Consider the following 19,959-nt stretch of genomic DNA (forward strand, 5'->3'; position numbering starts at 1 on the left):
TAATTCGCAATTCGTAATTCGCAATTCCTGACAACTACATTTTGTAGTTCAGCGGAATAAAGAAATTCCATTTTTCCTTGAGCTGGCCATTGTCGTAGAGTTCGAAGTTGAACCAGCCTGCATGGAGGAAGATAGCTTTTTCGAGGATGAGCGAAGGGCCTTTGACATGGTTTATTTCAAAGAGGAAGGCGCCGTTCGGCTCGAAGAATTTGATCGTGTATTTTTTCTGCAGGGCATCCGCGAGTTTTATATTCACGTTACCGTCAGCAGTGGTGTAGATGAAGTTGGACGGATGCCAGATGACCTTAGGCTCCGGGTTGTTGTTTTCCTGTTCTTTGCCGGTGGCGGCGCGTTTTTCCGCTTTCATGGCTTTAGCGGCGTCTTTGATGTCGGCGTATTCCAGTTTCTGATCCGCACGGATGGTGCTGTCAGACAGGGCCAGTACGGTTTTGCTGTACATATAGCGGCCGTTGGTGAAGAGGATGAACATACGGTAGTAGTTGGTGCCGGGCAGCGGTTTGCTATCTATGTAGGCGTTTCTGGTCTGGGTAGGGTAGCTGGCGTAGCCAATAGTGTTAAAGTTCAGCACGCTGTCGAGGGAGCGCTGAATACCCATTTCTTTAACTTCCATGAAACCGGAGATCCAGTCCAGCTGAATTTTTCCGGTTTTAATGGTGGCGGTAAAGTTCGGCAATACCGGGGGCAGCGCCTGTTGGGCTTTACCCTGAGTAACCGTTAATAAAAATAATCCTATAGCAAATGTTAAACGCACTACCTGCTTCATACTTAAATCCGTAAGCTCTTAAAGTTGGCAAAAATACACTACCCTTCAAATATAATGAACAGTTTTTACAGGGAGAGAACGCCGGAAGGCAGTGAAAGATTGCCTTGTAGTCCGCCGGTATGTATTAGCAATACTTTGCTGGTGTCCGGAAAGTAGCGCTGACGCGATAATTCATGAAAAGCCATGACAAGTTTACCAGTATAAATAATATCAGTAGGTATGCCTGTTTCTTTATAAAAAGTATTGATAAAATCTATAAGCGCGGGAGATGTTTTCGCATAACCACCACCGTGGAAGTTGTGCAGCAGCTGCCATGATGGTCTGGCGCCGGGATGCAGCAATTTTGTTATTTCATTTTCCAGGTATTGTGCGCCTTTCAGGACAGGAATACCTATTATCTGCTGATGGGGTAATGCGCTGTTGATAAGCCCTGCCAGTGTGGTACCGGTACCTACGGCACACATAATATGCGTAAAATCTGCCGTTGGCAGGATCGATAAAATTTCTTCACAGCCGCTGGCGCCGTAGCTGTTGTGGCCGCCTTCCGGAATCACCCAGGCGCCTTCCCGCTGAAATCCGCCCTGAGTATACGTTTTATATGTTTCCCTGCTTACATATTCCAGCATCATGCCGTGAGCCTGCGCCTGCTGCAGCGTATGGCCCGGTACCGGCGGGCGTTCTCCCCGGATGATACCGGTACAGCGGTATCCCGCTTCTTTGCATGCCACGGCCGTTGCTGCAATATGATTGGAATAGGCCCCTCCGAAAGTAACGATATGAACCGGCGATAACGCCGCCGCTGCCGCCGCCAGGTTGTATTTCAGCTTGAACCACTTGTTCCCCGAAACCTCAGGATGCAGCAGGTCCAGGCGGAGCATAGCGGCTGTAACAGGCCCGGGAATGGGGGAGAGGGTGGTGTTTGAGTAATGCATTATGTAAAGTTAATTACGAATTACGAATTGCGAATTACGAATGAGGAGCGAAGATCTAAGCGAAGAAATAAATTCTTTATCCGCTTAGATCTTCGCTCCTCATTCGTAATTCGCAATTCGTAATTCGTAATTAACTTTATTCGTTTGTCAAAAACCCACCTTTCCCTCTGTACAATTTCACAGGTTTATCCAGTTTTACTTTGAGCACGGTTACATATTTATCCTGTACATTTTCCGGGATGTCTATGTAAACGAGGCCTGGTACGGGGCTCCAGGAGATTTTACCTACTACTTTATGAGAGAGTTTAGTGCCGTTGCCTACAACGGAAATCTCTTCAATTTTGTTGCTAAGTCCTTTGATGGCTACCTGGCCGCTGGTTTTGCCGGGGAGGAACAGGTAGAGGGTGCTGGAGTCCTTGGAGAGGGTAGTAGGGCCATAGAAGTGGCCTAACGGGATACCGCCGATGGTGTTGAAGATGGCTTCTCCGTGTTTTTTGTTCCAGGCGCCGAGTTCTTTCAGCACATTGATCTGCTGTTCCGGGATGGTGCCGTCTGCTTTGGGACCTATGTCGAGCAGGAGGTTACCGCCGTTGCTGACAGCGTCCACGAAGATGGTGATAATTTCGAAAGGTGTTTTCCAGTTGGTATCCTGTGGCTGCCAGCCCCAGTTGTTATTGATGGTCATACACAGTTCCCACCAGTGGTAGTGCGGGCGTGTTACCGGGAAGTTCTGTTCAGGCGTGTCATAGTCGCCATAACCCTGGAGGCGGCCGTTGATGATGGTTTTCGGGTTGTGGGTGGTCAGCATCTTACGCATTTTGGCAGCTTCCCATTCTTCTGCGGAGTGTTCCCAGTCGCCGTCGAACCACCAGAGGTCAGGATTAAATTTAGTCATGACTTCTTCCATCTGGCCCTCGTAGAATTTGAGAAAACGCTGCCACCTGGCGGGCTGCGCCTTGATATCGTAGCGGTTGCTGTCTTGCAGAAACTGCGGATAATCGGGATAGCTCCAGTCTATCAGCGAAAAATAGGCACCACATTTGATGCTGTCGCGCCGCAAAGCTGCGTAGAGGGGTGTCAGTACATCCCTTTTGGCAGGCGTGCTGTTGGCAACGTCGAGTTTACTGTATTTGCTGTCCCACAAAGCCACGCCATCATGATGTTTGGTAGTCATAACGGCATAGCGGGCGCCGGATTCTTTAATGAGGTCGGCCCATGCCTGCGGGTTGTAATTGCTGGCAGTAAAGCCTTTCAGCTGATCCATGTAATCAGGATAGGCTATTTTTTTGTTGTGGAAAGACCACGATTCATCGACGCCTTTTACAGAATAAATGCCCCAGTGGATGAAGATGCCCAGTTTAGCATCGGCAAACCACTGCATTTTTTCTTTGATTTCGTCGGGATTTGTTTTCTGTTGCGCGTTGGCGGTTGTAAAAAGCTGCATGACACAAGCTCCCAGCACTAAAAGTCTTTTCATCGTTCCGTTTGAATTAGTCCTTAAAATATGTGTGATCCACAAAAAGAAGTGTGAAAATACGCCAGAAAGAGTAAATTTAACGCCGATATTTTCAGGTAAATAATTGAAAATTATAAACTAATATCAGAAAAATGCAACCGACTTTATTGATTTTAGCGGCCGGAATGGCCAGTCGATATGGCAGTTTAAAGCAAATCCAGCAATTTGGGCCAAGCGGTGAAACTATCATTGATTATTCTATTTATGACGCAATACGCGCAGGATTTGGTAAAATAGTATTTATAATCCGCGAGAATTTCGCAGCGGATTTCAAGGAAATTTTTGAGCCAAAGCTGAAGGGCCGTGTTGCTACGGACTATGTGTACCAGGAAATGAATGCATTTACAGGCGACCATGAGGTGCCTGCTGACAGAACCAAGCCTTGGGGAACAGCACACGCTATCCTCTGCGCTAAAAACGCTATTAATGAGCCATTTGCGGTTATCAACGCGGATGATTTCTATGGCGCTGACGCCTTTGTGAAAATGGCGGCCTTCCTGAACGGAGAATGTAAATCAGATATCTATAGTGTAGTAGGTTATGAGCTGGGAAAAACCATCAGTGAACATGGATCAGTATCCAGAGGCGTATGCGCCGTGGATGCCAGCGGTTACCTGTCTGCTATCAATGAAAGAACAAAAATTTACACTGACAACGGCCAGATCGTTTATGAAGAAGCAGATGGCAGCAAGCACCCATTGCCTGCTGAAACGCCTGTTTCCATGAACTTCTGGGGCTTCCATCCCAGTGTATTTAACCTGAGCCAGGAACTGTTCAACGAATTCCTGGATAAAAATATCGGCAATCCAAAATCTGAATTCTTTATTCCGATTGTTGCTGATGAATTTATCCGTCGCAGCAAAGGAAAGGTAAAAGTGTTACCTACCAGCGCGCAATGGTTTGGTGTTACTTACAAGGAAGATGCTCCGGGCGTGCAGGCTAGTTTGTCGGCATTGGTTAAAAACGGAGAATATCCCGACAATTTATGGAAATAACACCCAATCAACTCATCCTTCAGGCTTTCGGACTGGAGCCTGAAGGATTGAATGTCCGAAGATTCGGATCAGGACACATCAACAGCACTTTTCTGCTCGAAAAGAAACAGGATGGCAGCAAGTACGTTTTACAGAAAATCAATGTGAATGTATTTAAGGAACCTGACGTAATCGCGGCCAATCAAAGAATGGCAGCTGATTATCTCGCAGTGCATCATCCGGGGTATCTGTTTATTACGCCCATTCCTACCATAACAGGGGAAGAGCTGTATGTGATAGACAACGAATACTGGCGAATGATTCCGTTTATTGCCGATTCCGTAACGGTTGATCAGGCTGATAACCCAAAGCAGGCATATGAAGCAGCCAGACAGTTTGGCCGCCTTGCCAATTACCTTTCGGGCATCGACCTGAAGCCGTTTAGAGCTTCGATTCCAAACTTTCACAATCTTACCTTACGGTACAGCGCTTTTCAGGAAGCTATCAGAACTGCCAGGGAAGAAAGGAAAGCAGCAGCAGAAAAGATGATTGACGATTTCCTCCGCTACTCCGATATCGCAGTCACTTATGAACAGCTGAAAACAAATCCTGAATTCAGGGACCATCTCATGCATCATGATACCAAAATCAATAATGTGCTGCTTAACAAAGACACTTATGAAGGTATCTGTGTTTGCGACCTGGATACGCTGATGCCGGGAAAAATCATTTCTGACCTCGGAGACATGGTACGCACCTACGTTTGCCCGGTTTCTGAAGAAGAAAAAGATGTCAGCCAGATCATTATCCGCGAGGAATATTTCGAAGCCCTCATGCAGGGATACCTCGGGGAAATAGGGAATGCGTTAACGAAAGTAGAAAAGGAACAACTGTTCTTCGCAGGAAAGTTCATGATCTACATGCAGGGAATACGGTTCCTCACTGATTATCTCAACGGTGATGTGTATTACCCGATCAAGTATGCCAACCAGAATTACGACCGCGCCCGCAACCAGTTAGTATTGCTGCAGCGCCTGATTGAAAAACAAGAGACATTGCAGGCCATTATCGATAAATGTCTGCATGTGAGTGAACAGGTTTAGAATACGTGAACAATCAAATGAAATCTTTAAAACGGCCGTCTTCCCCGGAAGACGGCCGTTTTTTTTATTGGGTTAGTATACTGAGCTGCGTCAGATGATATACTGATATATCGCGACAATACTGAATTCTTCCGATGAATAGGCTGTTTCTATGAAAGTTGTATCCTCCGTTTGTTCCGCTGCCTGACGCAGCCGGAGGTATTCCCGGCATTGTTCTTCCGTATTAAAAAGATAATACCGGTTCAGATTGGCCGGCAACTGCTGAAGGGCGGGATTGCCATCAGCCCTGATTTCATTAAGTATACCGGAAAAGAAAACAGGAGATCCTGCTTCTTCCAGTACGCCAACATCAAATCCCAGGAAAATCAATTCCGCTGATGCAGCAGGATCAGCATTCAATACAAGTATATCCGGATCCTTATTAAGATCAATCCTCAGATGAGTCACATAATCTGTTACTTCTTCCAGCGCTGTATATTGCCCGGCTTCGTTGTGAACAGAAAAACTAACCCGGCCGGACGCCTGCCATTCCTCATATAAAGGCCAGCGAATGCCGTCAAACCCTTTATAACCCAATATCTTCTTCCTTACCGGAAACGGGAGGTTACGCCATGTATTCGAATAATCCCGTTCAACTACTAATATGCTGTTTGCTGTTTTCATTAACTGCAGGCGATATGTTTATTGTGAATGTGAATATGACCGTTAGGGCCTTCATGTGCATAATGGCCCGGTGCAGGATTACTTCCTGAACTGAATCTGTGATCCAGTACCTTGACTTGCATAGGCGCATTTTGATTGACCTCATGCGCCATCTGCAACAAGGTATCTGCATCTGCAGCTGAAATAACAACTTTCCCCTTATTGGAGGCTTCGTTGGCCAGATTAATCAGTGCCTGCTGATCCGGAGTAAATCCGGCCAGCCCAAGCGGATCGATTTCTTTAGTTACATCAGCTACAAAACCGTATAACCTGTTGCCGCCAAATATCCGGATAGGGTCCTGGCTGATATACATCCCTTCCTGCGGCGAATAATACCTGAACCGGTTATAGTATAACCCTGTTTCCGGATCTTCATACTGCCCCTGAAAACGAAACGGTATAAAGTTTTTCTCTCCTTCGAACTTACGTACATTCCCGAATATATCCAATTCAGCAGACCATACCCTGTTGCCATTATTATCATAGGCTTCGCAGGGCGTACCCAGATGATCGGTGATGACTGCATATTGACTGTTAGCGGTTATTTTTGCTGCCAGCTTAAAGGTCTTCTCTTCAAATATCCACGTGATAAGGCTTTCGGGAGGAACGGGTTCTTCATGACTGCTTTTTATTTCTCCGTATTCATCAACGATGGTATGCGGTTTTTCTTTTTCAGGATAACTCCATTCATGCAAGGGGGTATTACCATTCCATACATAGCGCGTTACCTGTCCGTTGAAAACCTTTTCTGTCCTGCGTCCCAGGGCGTCGTATTTAAAGCTGACCGTTTTCTGGTCAGGCCGTTTTACCTGTTTAAGCAAACCATTTTCAGACCATATATATTCCCAGGTTACGGGGAAAGATGATTGTGTAACAATCTTTTTAATGAGATGTCCTTCGTCATCATATATGAAGCGCGCATTGTCAGATTCTGTTAAACGTCCGCCGGCACTATATTTTCTGTCATTCCGTGCCGGTGTTCTGTATTGATTGCCGGCTTTGTCGGGCAGCTTGTAATCATACTGTCCGTCTTCATATTGCGCCCATGCCAGGTTGCTGAAAGTATCGTGTCCGAACTTCACCATTCCGTTGCTGAGCCCATTGAGCATCTGTTTCAGCCGCAGGTTTGCATCCCAGTGATATTGCCGGTTGCGGCAGACTTTATTCCCGCTGGTTACTACATGTGCATCCGGTGTGCCTGTTGCCGAGGAGCCGGGATGATAGTTCCAGGAGCTTTTCACATTGCCTGGCAGGCTTCGTTCTATCTCCAGTCCGAGCAGGTTACGTTGTATCTGTGCCACCCATGGGTCGGTATGTCCGTTGGCCAGTGCGGATATAGCATTAAGATCGCCGGCATTGTTCCACGATGTTTGTATAACAGCGCCCAGATTGCTTTTTACGGCTTCTCTCCGGCCATCTGCATTGTACCGGCCGGATACGGTATACCCGTTTTGATCCTCAGAAATGACCCGCCCCATTATATCCCGTATATACGTTACCGTAGTATCCGGTGTGGCAGCACCAAGCAGTTGCCCGTTGGCATTGTAATGGTAGGTTTCCCAGCTGCCGTCTGCATATGATGCGCGGCTGAGTAAACCGTTGCTGTTGTACTCAAATTCGGTCCATTTACCACCTGCCCGGTGTACTTTGATGATCTTGCCGGCGGCATCTCTTTCATATTGGCGGGTAATGCCATCAAAGCCAGTCTCACTGATGATCTGCCCGTTGGGGTTCCGTACAAATTTGTACATCTCTCCGTGTTCATTTACCAGTCCGGTAAATTCTGCTGCGTTATTATAGATGAAGTGTATGCTGGCGCCGTCTTCTTCCCGCAGGCTGATATTCCCCAGGGGCGTATATTCATACCGGACCTCGTGATGTTTATCTTTCAGTGTGGTCACATTATCGTAGGCGTTGTATTGCAGCTGAATGTTGTTACCATTGGGGAGCCTGATACCGGTAACACGTCCGAGGGCATCATACTGAAAGGACTGTTCCTCCTGCAACGGATTGCGGAGTTGCAGGCACCGGCCCCAGTTATCGAAATGCCAGGAACTGGTGCCGCCGTCAGGAAGGGTGAGGCTGCTCAGGTTAAAATCTTCATCATAGTCCAGCAGCATATTTTCTTCTCTCTCTGTTTCAATTTTACTGACGAGGTTATGCGTATTATACCGCAGCATGGTAATCTGGCCATCTGCTTCCGTGATGGTATGTGCCAGACCGTTGGTTCTGTAGTAACTGTAGGTGCGGGTGGCGCCGCTGGCATCGCCGGACAGGATTATTCTGTTGTCTTCGTCATAAATGGCCCGCAAGACAGCACCATCCGGTAAAACCGTACTGGTGGCGTTGCCCATATCATCGTAGGTATAGCCGGTAACGTTACCTTCCGGATCAATGATGCGGTAAACTTCCAGGTGTTCCGTGTAGGAAAAGAAAACGGAATTACCCAGCGGATCTTTTATCTGAGAAACGACGAAGTCGGGAGAATAGTAGTAGGTGGTAGTATGGCCGCGTGCATTGGTGATGCGGTTGAAACCCTTTTCCGGATGGTATTCCAGGAATCCTTCCATCAGGCCGTTCTCACCGGTGGTATGTATGCAGCGGCGGTTGTTGTCGTACTCCCAGTAAAAGGACTGGCCGTTGCGGTCGGTTTTCTTTACCATCAGATGATCCTGGTAATCAATAGTGGTAGTCTGATTCAGGGCATCTGTGATGCTGGTCAGGTCGCCGGCTTCATTGTAGCCGTATGTGACCATCAGCCGCTCTTCTCCGCGGTGGCGCGCAGTGATACGGATAATTCTTCCTGCGTGATCGCTGGTGACAAGCAGGTGTCTGCCAATGCTGTCAATGATACGGAGAAGATGCCCGGCTGTATTGTAATGCAGACTGATCATAAACCCTGCTTCGCTGGTGATGCTGATGAGCCGGTATTGTTCATCTGCCGGATGAATTTTCCGGAAGACAAACGCCTGCCGGGTTTTATAATCAAACAGCGTGTATTCGTCAACGTTATTACGTGTGAGTTTCAGTTTTTCATGCCGGTTGTAGTCGCTGTTACCGGAATAAGGTAACGTGTCAAATACGGCTACACGGCCGTCCTGCAGGATGACAGCGGTAGCGTCGTCTGCATGAAATTCTTCTATCCGCATATCATAGGCCAGATGATTACCATACCCTAGCAATCCCTGAAACGGGCTGTCACTATTCCAGGACCGTTCCCATTTCAACGGAAGGGGGCCAGGTAGTTCGAAGTCCCATCCATCGTAAATCACGATACCCTGTATCAGGTCAACCGGCTCAAACCCTTTCTTACAGAGGAACTGGCTCAGTTTGTTGCTGCCTATTTTCTTTTTGAGCGCCTTGTTGAATTTTGTGAGTGCTTTTTTGCCCAGTTTGCCCAGGCCTTTCATGGCAGCGCCGAATCCGTAGGACATAATCAGGTTCAGTAACACGCCGGCCCAGTCCGGTGCAAATGGTCCGCCTACCATGACCGGCTTACCGAAAGACAGCGGAATGGAGTAGGAGGTGGGCAGGAACAGGCTGGGAATGGGAATGAATTTCTTTCCGGGAGAGAGTGATAAGGGTAAGCCTATATCATTGCAGGTCATGAGCATGTGCCCGGAGGGGCTCATCATGTTACCTTCCACCTGTACTTTTTTACTGCCGAAGAAATTCACGGATTCATGTCCTATCATGGGAGCCATCAGGAACGGGCCTCCCATGGGAATATGGAAGAGGAAGACCAGTTTGCCGCTGGTGTCGCTTTTTCCTCTGGGCACATGATTTATTCTGGTGGTAGCGCCGATAAAAGGAATGTAGTCCATCGGATCTATGACCAGTCCGATATAGGGATGCGGCAGGGGAAGTGGAAATCCGAGCAGGATAACAAAATGGATATCCAGACCGATGACGGGGATAAAATGCTTATTACTGACAAGCATCTGATATGGTTTTTATGGCTTTAAGCCAGGTTAAAACAATGTTTGGGATTACATTATAAATATAACGAAAACATGGCAGCGGGTGAATTATAAAAGTCAGGAAAATTTCAGCCACCGCAGCAAATGTTATGATGAGAATATACAAAGAGGGGCAGGAAGTTTGTCAGCAGTTTTGTGAATAATAGCCACTTTTTGCGAAATGTTGTAAAAATATCATTAAAAGGCTTCTTTTTTTGAATATTTTCAAAAACACTTAATGTGATTAATTTTTCACGAAATATTTGAAGCGTAGTTGTTTTTTATTTTTTTCACGAATACATTTGTACTGATAGAAAAAAATCAAGCACCTCCATGTGGGTAAATAAAGACAATATAAAACTTAATCACATCGTACCTCAGCTCAACTGGGCTATCACGAAGGTCGTGATTATCGTCGTTGTCATTATTAGCCACCACCATGGAGGATAGGTACACGTGCATATATCACAAAAATATAACGCCTTCCTCCGCAAAGAGGAAGGCTTTTTTTTTGGACTGTATTTCCTTTTTAACAATTCAATTTTATGTATAGCTATTACAACGACAACACCATTCTTTATCTTGACGGTGAATACCTCAAGGCAACAGCGGCCACTACAGATCTGTTTGGCCAGTCATTACACTACGGATATGCCGTATTTGAAGGGATCCGCGCGTACAAAACCGCCAGCGGTGAAGTAAAGATCTTCAAGGCCAAGGAACACTTCGACCGTCTGCAGCGGTCCTGTGAACTGATACATATCCCTTACGAATTTGACAACGAAGCATTGATAGCAGCCTGTTACAAGGTGCTGGAAATGAATAATATGGAAGAGGCGTACATCAGACCGCTGGTGTTCTGTCCGCCGAACATGACGCTGAAGGCGGCCTCCGAATCCCGCATACTGATATGTGCATGGGAATGGGGAGCTTACCTGGGCGAAAAGCTGCTGCGCGTAATGACTTCTTCCTTCGAAAGGCCTAATCCTAAAGCATTTAAGATAGAATCCAAATCGGCCGGCCTGTACGTTAACTCGATACTGGCATCGCAGGAAGCAAAAGGACAAGGATACGACGAAGCATTACTCCTGGATATAAACGGTTATGTTGCAGAAGGCCCGGGCGCTAACATCTTCTTTGAAAAAGACGGCAAAATCTTTACTCCTCCCACCGGTAACATTCTCCCAGGCATCACCCGCGCCACTGTTATCGAACTTTGCCACGAACTGAACATCCCGCTCGAAGAAAAACTCTTTACCATCGCTGAACTGAAAGAAGCTGACGCTGCATTCTTCTGCGGTACTGCTGCAGAAGTTATTGGGCTTGACTCCCTGGATGGCCAGACTTTCGGCAAACCATGGCAGGAATCTCTCGGAAAAGTATTACAACAGGCTTATAAAGCAAGAGTGCTCGGAAAATCCTTTCAACGCGAAGCACAATTAGCTTAGCTTTTAGCTGTTAGTTTTTTTAGCTGTTAGCCCACCGCGCTAACAGCTAAAAGCTAAAAGCGACCCTTGAACCCTGTAAAACCGAAAATACCTCAATCCCTTACAGTAAAGGGTTTGAGAGCGCAGGAAGCAGATTTGAAGACCGGTTATTTCAAAATTCTTGGTTTGAATATCATCACACTACCGGGTAATTTGTGCAGAACTTTTAAAATAGGGTTACTATCAGCAGTTGGTAATCCGGGAAACAAAAATGGCAATGGAATTAAATAAATATAGCAGAACGATTACACAGGACCCTACGCAGCCCGCTGCGCAGGCGCAGTTATACGGCATCGGGTTAACAGAAGAGGATCTGAAAAAAGCACAGGTAGGTATTGCCAGCATGGGATATGATGGTAACACCTGCAATATGCACCTCAACGACCTTGCCCAGCAGGTGAAAAAGAGCGTGTGGGCCAGCGATCTGGTAGGCCTCACTTTCCACACCATCGGCGTGAGCGACGGTATGAGCAATGGTACACCCGGTATGCGTTATTCCCTGGTAAGCCGCGATCTGATTGCTGATTCCATTGAAACGGTTTGTGGCGCGCAATATTACGATGCGCTGATTACCGTGCCCGGATGCGATAAAAACATGCCTGGTTCCCTCATGGCCATGGGCAGGCTCAACCGCCCGTCTATCATGGTTTATGGCGGTACTATTGCTCCGGGAAAATATAAGGGACAAGACCTGAATATCATCTCTGCCTTCGAAGCGCTGGGTCAGAAAATGGCCGGTACACTCGATGAAGGCGATTTTAAGGGCATCGTACAGAACTCCTGCCCCGGTGCAGGCGCCTGCGGAGGTATGTATACCGCCAATACGATGTCTTCAGCCATTGAAGCATTAGGTATGAGCCTGCCCTACAGCTCATCCAGCCCCGCCCTGAGCAAGGAAAAACAGGATGAATGTGCCGCTGCCGGCAAATACATCCGCCTGCTCCTGGAAAAAGATATTAAACCGAGAGATATCATGACGAAGGAAGCATTTGAAAATGCCCTCACCGTTATCATGGCTCTCGGCGGCAGTACCAATGCAGTACTGCACTTCATCGCAATAGCAAAATCAGTAGGCGTGTCTGTCAGACTGGAAGATTTCCAGCGTATGAGCGACAAAACCCCGCTGATAGGCGATCTGAAACCAAGTGGTAAATACCTCATGGAAGATCTGCACAACATCGGCGGCGTGCCGCTGGTGATGAAATACCTGCTGAAACAGGGAATGCTGCATGGTCACTGCATGACCGTTACCGGCAAAACCATCGCAGAGAATCTGGAAAGCGTTCCGGATCTGGACTTTGAATCACAGGATATTATCGTTCCGGTGGAGAAACCCATCAAGGCAAACGGACATATCCAGATATTATACGGCAACATCGCAGAACAGGGTTCGGTAGCCAAAATCACCGGTAAGGAAGGCGAACGGTTTAAAGGACCTGCCCGTGTGTTTGACGGAGAATTTGAACTGATAGCAGGCATCACTTCCGGCAGAGTACAGAAGGGAGATGTGGTGGTAATCCGTCAGGTGGGCCCCAAGGGTGCGCCGGGTATGCCTGAAATGCTGAAGCCTACCAGCGCCATCATGGGCGTAGGGCTGGGCAAAAGCGTAGCGCTGATTACCGATGGCCGCTTCTCCGGTGGTACGCACGGTTTCGTGGTAGGACATATCACTCCGGAAGCGCACGAAGGCGGTAACATTGCCCTGATAAAGGATAACGACATTATTGAAATAGATGCAGTGAACAATACAATCAATGTAGAAGTTAGCGCGGAAGAACTGGCAGCCCGCAGGGCGCAGTGGATTCAGCCTGCATTGAAGGCATCCAATGGAATCTTATTTAAGTACGCAAAACTTGTAAAAAATGCAACAGAAGGATGTGTTACCGATGAAGGCTGAGAAAGCAGACAAGCGGTTAGCCACTAAACCTGTTATCTCCGGTTCTGAAGCCGTTATCCGCTCGCTCATAGCAGAAGGAGTGGAAACCATATTCGGTTATCCCGGCGGCGCTATTATGCCGATTTATGATGCCCTGTACGATTTTCAGGATCAGGTCCATCATATACTTGTGCGTCACGAACAGGGCGCCACACATGCCGCGCAGGGATATGCCCGTAGCTCAGGCAAAGTGGGCGTGGCTTTTGCCACTTCAGGTCCCGGCGCTACCAACCTGGTAACCGGCCTGGCCGATGCTTATATGGACAGTACGCCGATGGTGTGCATCACCGGTCAGGTGGCTGCTTCCCTGCTGGGAACAGACGCTTTCCAGGAAACAGATGTGATCGGTATTACCATGCCTATCACCAAATGGAACATACAGGTAACACGCGCTGCCGATGTTCCGGGCGCTATTGCCAAAGCCTTCTACATTGCCCGCAGCGGACGTCCCGGCCCGGTGCTGGTAGATATTACCAAAAATGCACAGTTCGAGGAGTTCGAGTATGAGCACACTCCGTGCACGCATATACGTAGTTATCAGCCGGTGCCGCAGCTGAGCCACGATGCCGTGAATGCTGCTGCAGAATTAATCAACAGTGCCGCCAAACCCTTCCTGCTGGTAGGCCATGGCGTACTGCTGTCAGGTGCTGAAAAAGCGCTGCTGGCGCTTGCAGAGAAAGCGGACATCCCGATGGCATCCACGCTGCTGGGCCTCTCGGCTGTTCCGGTAGATCACCCGCTGTACACAGGTATGCTGGGCATGCACGGCAACTACGGTCCCAATGTGCTCACCGGCGAGTGCGACGTGCTCATCGCCGTAGGTATGCGATTCGATGATCGTGTAACCGGCGACGTTAGTACCTATGCCAACAAGGCTAAAGTGATACACATAGAAATCGACGCGGCCGAAATTAATAAGATCATTAAAGCGGATGTAGCCATTCACGCAGATGCGAAAACTGCGCTGGAAGCATTGCTGGAACAGGTTGATCCTGCTAAGCATACAGACTGGATCGCTGAATTCCGTGCAGCAGATAAAAAAGAATACGATAAAGTACAGCACCGCGAACTGTACCCGGAAGCCGGTGAACTGAAAATGGCAGAGGTAATCCGCCTGATCTCAGAAAAGACCAACGGTACCGCAGTACTGGTAACAGACGTAGGCCAGCACCAGATGGTGGCTTCCCGTTACTATCGTTTCAAAAATCCGAATACCAACATCACCTCCGGTGGTATGGGAACAATGGGCTTCTCCCTGCCTGCAGCCATGGGCGCTAAAATGGGGACACCTGAAAAAGAAGTGGTGGCCATCATCGGCGATGGCTGCTTCCAGATGACCTTACAGGAACTGGGTACTATCTATCAGTCCAAGATCGGAGTGAAAATCGTGATCCTGAACAATAACTTCCTCGGCATGGTTCGCCAGTGGCAGCAGCTGTTCTTCGACAAACGGTATTCATCTACCGAAATGATCAACCCGGACTTCGTACAGATTGCCAAAGGATTTTTTATCCCGGGTAAAAAAATTACAGCGAGAGAAGATATTGCTGCAGCCATTGACGAAATGCTCGCACACGACGGCGCATACCTGCTGGAAGTAGCCGTGGAAAAAGAAGACAACGTATTCCCAATGGTGCCTGCCGGCGCACCTATAGCCAACATCAGACTGGAGTAGTATCACCGGATTATCGCAATAAAAGGTAAAATTTTTATAAGAATTGCTCCTCTTTTTAACACAAAAAAAGGGAGGAGACGCCCAAGCTGTTTTTATGCAAAAAGAATATACAGTAACGGTTTATACGGAAGATCGTATCGGTATCACCAACCGTATCACCATTATATTTACCCGCAGAGGTATCAATATCACCAGTCTGACTACTGCTGAAACTGAGATTCCGGGCGTGTTCAAGTTCATCATAACGGTGATGTCTACACGTGAAAAGCTGGATAAGGTGGTTGGTCAGATTGAAAGACTGATAGAAATCCACCGGGCTTTTGTACATGAGGAGGAGGAAGTGGTATACCAGGAACTGGCATTGTATAAAATATCCACCAAATCGCTGGATACCGGCGATATAGAAAGACTGATCCGCGATAATCAGGCACGCATCCTGACGATCACAGCAGATTATTTCGTTATTGAAAAAACAGGTCACCAGCAGGAGCTGATAGATTTTATCAAGAAGCTGGAACCATATGGCCTGATTGAATATTCGAAGAGTGGCAGGGTGGCAATTATCAAGTGGAGCCGTCGTTTCCACGATCATCTGAAAGAGCTGGCAACTAACGCGTAAGACTATACTAAAATAAAATTTTTCATTCACTATTACATTATCAGCTGATGCACGTCGGCTGGTTATTAAAAAAAACAAAACATGGCAACCATCAATTTTGGAGGGGTACTCGAAGAAGTAGTAACCAGGGAAGAATTCCCTATGGAAAAAGCAAGGGAAGTGCTGAAAAATGAAGTGATCGCAGTTATCGGTTATGGTGTTCAAGGCCCCGGCCAGGCACTGAACCTGAAAGATAACGGATTCAACGTAATCGTTGGTCAGCGTAAAAATTCCGCCACCTGGGATAAAGCCGTTGCTGATGGCTGGGTTCCCGGCGAAACTTTATTCGATATCGAGGAAGCTGCCACCAAAGGTACTATCATTCAGTTCCTTTTGTCTGATGCAGGACAGATCACCCTCTGGCCTACGCTGAAACAGCACCTGACTCCTGGTAAAGCACTGTACTTCTCCCATGGTTTCGGTATTACCTACAAAGATCAGACTGGCATCATTCCTCCTGCTGATGTAGACGTAATCCTGGTAGCACCTAAAGGTTCCGGTACTTCTCTGCGCCGCCTGTTCCTGGCTGGTCAGGGCCTGAACTCCAGCTTCGCTATCTTCCAGGATGCTACCGGCCGCGCCAAAGAACGCGTAGTAGCACTGGGTATCGGTGTTGGTTCCGGTTACCTGTTTGAAACAGATTTCAAAAAAGAAGTATACTCCGACCTCACCGGCGAACGCGGTTCCCTGATGGGTTGTATCCAGGGTATCTTCGCTGCACAATACGAAACACTGCGCAGAAATGGTCATACCCCTTCTGAAGCATTCAACGAAACAGTAGAAGAACTGACACAGTCCCTGATGCCGCTGGTAGCAGAAAACGGTATGGACTGGATGTATGCCAACTGCTCCACTACCGCACAACGCGGCGCACTGGACTGGTGGAAGAAGTTCAAAGACGCTACCCAGCCTGTATTCGATGAACTGTATGCCAGCGTTGCTGCCGGCAAAGAAGCTGCCCGCTCTATCGCTTCCAACAGCACCGCAGACTACCGCGAGAAACTGAACGAAGAACTGAAAGAACTCCGCGAAAGCGAAATGTGGCAGGCAGGTGCAGCTGTGCGTAAGCTGAGACCAAATGCTTAAATAATAATTACGAATTACCAATTGCGAATGACGAATGAAAATGCAGCGGAGATCAATGTTTGATATCCGCAAATTTCTTCGCTGCATTTCATTCGTCATTCGTAATTGGTCATTCGTAATTCAAAACTGAATTTTATGTCTTCCAATAAAACGGTAGTAGGGCCTTTAAATATCCTTGATGCAGCCGTGAAGCTGAAACCGGTGGTGATACGTACGCCGTTGACCTATAGCGCAACATTGTCCCGCCGCTATAACTGTGATGTATATCTGAAAAGAGAAGACATGCAGATTGTACGCTCGTATAAGTTACGGGGCGCCTACAACCTGATCAGCAGCCTGCCTGCTGAAGTGCTCGCCAAAGGCGTTACCTGCGCCAGTGCAGGCAATCATGCACAGGGGTTTGCCTATGCATGTAAAGCGATGAACATTAAAGGTGTGGTATTCATGCCGATTATCACGCCTAAACAAAAAGTAAACCAGGTGAATATGTTTGGCGGCGAAAACATCGAAATACGCCTGGTAGGCGATACCTTCGATGATTGCTCCGCAGAAGCCCAGGCATATACACAGGCTAACGGAATGACATTTATTCCGCCGTTTGACAATCCGAAAATTATTGAAGGACAAGGAACGGTGGCCGTAGAAATACTGGAAGACCAGACTAACATTGATTATCTCTTTGTGCCTGTCGGCGGCGGCGGACTCGCAGCCGGCGTAGGTACCTACTTCAAAACCTACAGTCCTAAAACCACTGTTGTAGGCGTAGAACCGGAAGGTGCGCCTTCCATGCTCCGCGCACTCGAAAACGGCGCACCCGTAACCCTCGACGAAATAGAACGTTTCGTGGACGGCGCCGCCGTAAAAAGAGTAGGGGCCCTCAACTTCGACATCTGCAGGGAAGTGCTGGATAAAATGCATACCGTACCGGAAGGCATGGTTTGTTCCACCATCCTGAAATTATATAACGAAGACGCGATCGTAGTAGAGCCCGCCGGTGCGCTCTCTATTACAGCGCTCAACGACTTCGCGGAAGAAATTAAAGGAAAAAAAGTAGTATGCGTTATCAGCGGCAGCAATAATGATATTGACCGCATGCAGGAAATCAAGGAAAGATCCCTCCTGTATGAAGGGCTGAAACATTATTTCATTGTACGCTTCGCGCAGCGCCCCGGCGCACTGCGCGAATTCCTGAACCATATTCTAGGTCCCAACGATGATATTACCCGTTTCGAATTTATACAGAAGCATAATAAAGAAACAGGACCTGCACTGGTAGGCATCGAACTGAAGAATAAGGAGGATTATGATGTGCTGATTGCCAATTTCAGAAAGTATAACTTTCAGTATACAGAACTGAATAAAGACGATAACCTGTTCGGTTATCTGGTGTAAGTCAATAGTTGTTTTAAGAATATATATAGCCTGGTCATATTTATGGCCGGGCTTTTTTAATGGCTTCCTGCCGTGGCGGCCGCCGCCAGCAGTAGCAGTAACGCATAGTCTGTCAGCAGATCCTGTTTGAGTAAACGGATAGCTTTGCTCATATGCTTTTCTACCATACTAACGGATATGGATAAACGAAATGAAATTTCCCGGTAGCTCAGCCCTTCTTCCCGGTGCAGCAGATATACTTCCCTGCAGTTATCCGGCAGCCTGTCAATAGCAATATCCAGTGCCTGCAGGGAAGCCCTGGCGCTGACGCCGGGTGCTTCTACCAGCGTATCCACCTGCTCCTTCATTGCTTCCAGCCATTGCGTATCTTCTTTCATTCTGCGCCGTATTACATCTGTCAGCAGATTGCGTGCAATTGTTTTCAGCAGGCTGAGGGCATTGCCGGAATCCCTGATTACGGGCATACGTTCCCATATCTTCAGGTAGCATTGCTGCATAAGGTCCTGCACCAGGTGCTTGTCTCTGGTATAATAGCAGAGGTATTGATATAACCTGTCCTGCGTGCTGAGATACAGCTCCGTAAATTCCTGCTCCTTATTGAATGCGGTTGACGGCATGTCCGCAAAGATAGGCTGCGGTTCCGGCATACAGGATATTACCAAATTGTTAAGAGATGTTTCCGGTACTGAGGTAAATGACGGTTACAGCGTGTTAATACCGGAGGGCTGTGTAAAGCAGCTGCAGTAATATGATGCCGGATCAGCAGCAATGGCGGAACTATATCGATAACACTGTCACAGATAAGGAAAGAAAAGAAATGTTGTACTGGCTGCAGGAGCAGGAAGATGCGGTATGGCAGGAGCAGTTATCTGCCGGATGGCAGGTTACGGCGCCGCCTATGCCGGCTGCTGCCGCTGCAGCGCTGCATCAGCACCTTATGGCTGTTACAGGGAAAACAGCTGCGCCACGGAAAGTGATACGTCTGCGCTGGTGGTGGGCGGCTGCCTTACTGCTGCCCGTCGCGGTATGCCTGTGGATACTGCAGCCAGGTAGCCACACCAGCCAGGAGCCGGCCACTGTTGCCTGGAAAGAGATCCGCAATAACGGCAGCTATGTATCTCGCATCACATTGCCGGACAATTCCAGGGTATGGCTTACGCCGCAGTCTGCACTCCGCATTCCGGAGGACTACGCCATGACGCAACGCAGTATGGAATTATCCGGGGAAGCCTATTTCGACATAGCGCCGCAGGCAGGAATGCCGCTGGACATACATGCCGGTAGTATACATATTGCCGTGCTGGGAACGGGTTTCAGCGTAGAGGCCTATCCCGGAGAATCTGCAGTGGCCATCGCGCTGGCCAGTGGGAAAGTGGCCGTGAAAATACCGATGCATCACCGGAAAGACAGCACCCTGTTATTATCACCAGGTGGCAGACTGCTGTATATGCCGGCTACCGGCCGTTACACGCTGGGGCGTTTTCCGGTGGAAGATACGCTGGCATGGAAACAGGGCGCGCTGATACTGGACGATATTCCTGTTACTGCAGTATTTAACCGCCTGTCGCAACGCTTCTCCACGAAAATAAAATACGATGCCAACGCCTTCCGCCAGGCCCGCTTCTCCGGAAGATACGGACATCCTGACCTGCATCTCATCTTAAAGAACATGTCTTTCATTCATGGTTTCCGTTACCACATAGCAGGAGATTCCGTCATTATTCACTGATTCAGATAAAAAATGTCCTGCTGGCA

General features: G+C 48.0%; 15 protein-coding genes. 9 read left to right on the forward strand and 6 right to left on the reverse strand.

The window, feature by feature from the left end; all coding sequences use genetic code 11:
• Positions 1 to 34: 34 nt before the first annotated feature.
• The 3 genes from GWG06_RS13220 to GWG06_RS13230 all read right to left on the reverse strand — a co-directional run bounded on the left by GWG06_RS13220 (position 35) and on the right by GWG06_RS13230 (position 3,193).
• On the reverse strand, positions 35 to 784 hold the full coding sequence (locus GWG06_RS13220) for a hypothetical protein (protein ID WP_127038514.1): 750 nt from the start codon (positions 782 to 784) through the stop codon (positions 35 to 37).
• 65 nt (positions 785 to 849) lie between these two features.
• Positions 850 to 1,716 carry a 1-aminocyclopropane-1-carboxylate deaminase/D-cysteine desulfhydrase gene (locus tag GWG06_RS13225; RefSeq protein ID WP_160713744.1) on the reverse strand — a complete coding sequence of 289 codons (867 nt, stop codon included), beginning with the start codon at positions 1,714 to 1,716 and terminating at the stop codon, positions 850 to 852.
• A gap of 136 nt (positions 1,717 to 1,852) precedes the next feature.
• A complete protein-coding gene (locus tag GWG06_RS13230) occupies positions 1,853 to 3,193 on the reverse strand; it encodes an alpha-L-fucosidase (protein WP_160713746.1) in 1,341 nt (446 codons plus the stop codon).
• Positions 3,194 to 3,324: 131 nt separating this feature from the next.
• On the opposite strand from GWG06_RS13230, the gene GWG06_RS13235 reads away from it, so the two are divergent.
• Entirely contained in the window at positions 3,325 to 4,227 is a 903-nt protein-coding gene (locus GWG06_RS13235; protein WP_127038523.1) for a nucleotidyltransferase family protein, read from the forward strand.
• Positions 4,218 to 5,309, forward strand: coding sequence for a phosphotransferase enzyme family protein (locus GWG06_RS13240; RefSeq protein ID WP_127038526.1), 1,092 nt, complete (start codon positions 4,218 to 4,220; stop codon positions 5,307 to 5,309). Before GWG06_RS13235 ends, GWG06_RS13240 begins: the two co-directional genes overlap by 10 nt.
• 90 nt (positions 5,310 to 5,399) lie before the next feature.
• Here the strand turns inward: GWG06_RS13240 and GWG06_RS13245 are convergent, their stop codons facing one another.
• Both GWG06_RS13245 and GWG06_RS13250 read right to left on the reverse strand, forming a co-directional pair.
• Positions 5,400 to 5,972 carry a hypothetical protein gene (locus GWG06_RS13245; RefSeq protein WP_160713748.1) on the reverse strand — a complete coding sequence of 191 codons (573 nt, stop codon included), beginning with the start codon at positions 5,970 to 5,972 and terminating at the stop codon, positions 5,400 to 5,402.
• The gene (locus GWG06_RS13250; RefSeq protein ID WP_160713750.1) at positions 5,972 to 9,952 is read right to left on the reverse strand and encodes an RHS repeat-associated core domain-containing protein; all 3,981 of its coding nucleotides are present in this window, start codon (positions 9,950 to 9,952) and stop codon (positions 5,972 to 5,974) included. Before GWG06_RS13250 ends, GWG06_RS13245 begins: the two co-directional genes overlap by 1 nt.
• A 563-nt stretch (positions 9,953 to 10,515) precedes the next feature.
• Between GWG06_RS13250 and GWG06_RS13255 the strand changes: the two genes are divergently transcribed.
• The 6 genes from GWG06_RS13255 to ilvA all read left to right on the forward strand — a co-directional run bounded on the left by GWG06_RS13255 (position 10,516) and on the right by ilvA (position 18,204).
• On the forward strand, positions 10,516 to 11,418 hold the full coding sequence (locus tag GWG06_RS13255; protein ID WP_127038535.1) for a branched-chain amino acid transaminase: 903 nt from the start codon (positions 10,516 to 10,518) through the stop codon (positions 11,416 to 11,418).
• Between the two features lie 256 nt (positions 11,419 to 11,674).
• Positions 11,675 to 13,354 (forward strand): dihydroxy-acid dehydratase, encoded by a 1,680-nt coding sequence (gene ilvD, locus GWG06_RS13260; RefSeq protein ID WP_160713752.1) that lies wholly within the window; start codon positions 11,675 to 11,677, stop codon positions 13,352 to 13,354.
• Positions 13,320 to 15,068: a biosynthetic-type acetolactate synthase large subunit gene (gene ilvB / locus GWG06_RS13265; RefSeq protein ID WP_235938315.1), complete on the forward strand. Its 1,749-nt coding sequence runs from the start codon at positions 13,320 to 13,322 to the stop codon at positions 15,066 to 15,068. Before ilvD ends, ilvB begins: the two co-directional genes overlap by 35 nt.
• 94 nt (positions 15,069 to 15,162) lie before the next feature.
• Complete coding sequence (gene ilvN, locus GWG06_RS13270; protein WP_160713754.1) at positions 15,163 to 15,687, forward strand: acetolactate synthase small subunit; 525 nt, start codon at positions 15,163 to 15,165, stop codon at positions 15,685 to 15,687.
• 81 nt (positions 15,688 to 15,768) lie between these two features.
• The gene (gene ilvC / locus GWG06_RS13275) at positions 15,769 to 16,812 is read left to right on the forward strand and encodes a ketol-acid reductoisomerase (RefSeq protein ID WP_127038544.1); all 1,044 of its coding nucleotides are present in this window, start codon (positions 15,769 to 15,771) and stop codon (positions 16,810 to 16,812) included.
• A gap of 135 nt (positions 16,813 to 16,947) precedes the next feature.
• Positions 16,948 to 18,204, forward strand: coding sequence for a threonine ammonia-lyase IlvA (gene ilvA / locus GWG06_RS13280; protein WP_160713756.1), 1,257 nt, complete (start codon positions 16,948 to 16,950; stop codon positions 18,202 to 18,204).
• 56 nt (positions 18,205 to 18,260) lie between these two features.
• On the opposite strand, the gene GWG06_RS13285 is transcribed toward ilvA, so the two are convergent.
• On the reverse strand, positions 18,261 to 18,851 hold the full coding sequence (locus tag GWG06_RS13285; protein ID WP_127038550.1) for an RNA polymerase sigma factor: 591 nt from the start codon (positions 18,849 to 18,851) through the stop codon (positions 18,261 to 18,263).
• 101 nt (positions 18,852 to 18,952) lie between these two features.
• Between GWG06_RS13285 and GWG06_RS13290 the strand changes: the two genes are divergently transcribed.
• Positions 18,953 to 19,933 carry a FecR family protein gene (locus GWG06_RS13290; protein WP_160713758.1) on the forward strand — a complete coding sequence of 327 codons (981 nt, stop codon included), beginning with the start codon at positions 18,953 to 18,955 and terminating at the stop codon, positions 19,931 to 19,933.
• Positions 19,934 to 19,959 lie beyond the last annotated feature (26 nt).

The organism is Chitinophaga solisilvae, assembly GCF_009928525.1.
GTDB lineage: Bacteria > Bacteroidota > Bacteroidia > Chitinophagales > Chitinophagaceae > Chitinophaga > Chitinophaga solisilvae.

Excerpts from the sequence above, each read along its gene's own strand:
- GWG06_RS13220 (WP_127038514.1), bottom strand. The coding sequence starts at position 784 with ATGAAGCAGGTAGTGCGTTTAACATTTGCTATAGGATTATTTTTATTA.
- GWG06_RS13225 (WP_160713744.1), bottom strand. The coding sequence starts at position 1,716 with ATGCATTACTCAAACACCACCCTCTCCCCCATTCCCGGGCCTGTTACA.
- GWG06_RS13230 (WP_160713746.1), bottom strand. The coding sequence starts at position 3,193 with ATGAAAAGACTTTTAGTGCTGGGAGCTTGTGTCATGCAGCTTTTTACA.
- GWG06_RS13235 (WP_127038523.1), top strand. The coding sequence starts at position 3,325 with ATGCAACCGACTTTATTGATTTTAGCGGCCGGAATGGCCAGTCGATAT.
- GWG06_RS13240 (WP_127038526.1), top strand. The coding sequence starts at position 4,218 with ATGGAAATAACACCCAATCAACTCATCCTTCAGGCTTTCGGACTGGAG.
- GWG06_RS13245 (WP_160713748.1), bottom strand. The coding sequence starts at position 5,972 with ATGAAAACAGCAAACAGCATATTAGTAGTTGAACGGGATTATTCGAAT.
- GWG06_RS13250 (WP_160713750.1), bottom strand. The coding sequence starts at position 9,952 with ATGCTTGTCAGTAATAAGCATTTTATCCCCGTCATCGGTCTGGATATC.
- GWG06_RS13255 (WP_127038535.1), top strand. The coding sequence starts at position 10,516 with ATGTATAGCTATTACAACGACAACACCATTCTTTATCTTGACGGTGAA.
- ilvD (WP_160713752.1), top strand. The coding sequence starts at position 11,675 with ATGGAATTAAATAAATATAGCAGAACGATTACACAGGACCCTACGCAG.
- ilvB (WP_235938315.1), top strand. The coding sequence starts at position 13,320 with ATGCAACAGAAGGATGTGTTACCGATGAAGGCTGAGAAAGCAGACAAG.
- ilvN (WP_160713754.1), top strand. The coding sequence starts at position 15,163 with ATGCAAAAAGAATATACAGTAACGGTTTATACGGAAGATCGTATCGGT.
- ilvC (WP_127038544.1), top strand. The coding sequence starts at position 15,769 with ATGGCAACCATCAATTTTGGAGGGGTACTCGAAGAAGTAGTAACCAGG.
- ilvA (WP_160713756.1), top strand. The coding sequence starts at position 16,948 with ATGTCTTCCAATAAAACGGTAGTAGGGCCTTTAAATATCCTTGATGCA.
- GWG06_RS13285 (WP_127038550.1), bottom strand. The coding sequence starts at position 18,851 with ATGCCGGAACCGCAGCCTATCTTTGCGGACATGCCGTCAACCGCATTC.
- GWG06_RS13290 (WP_160713758.1), top strand. The coding sequence starts at position 18,953 with ATGATGCCGGATCAGCAGCAATGGCGGAACTATATCGATAACACTGTC.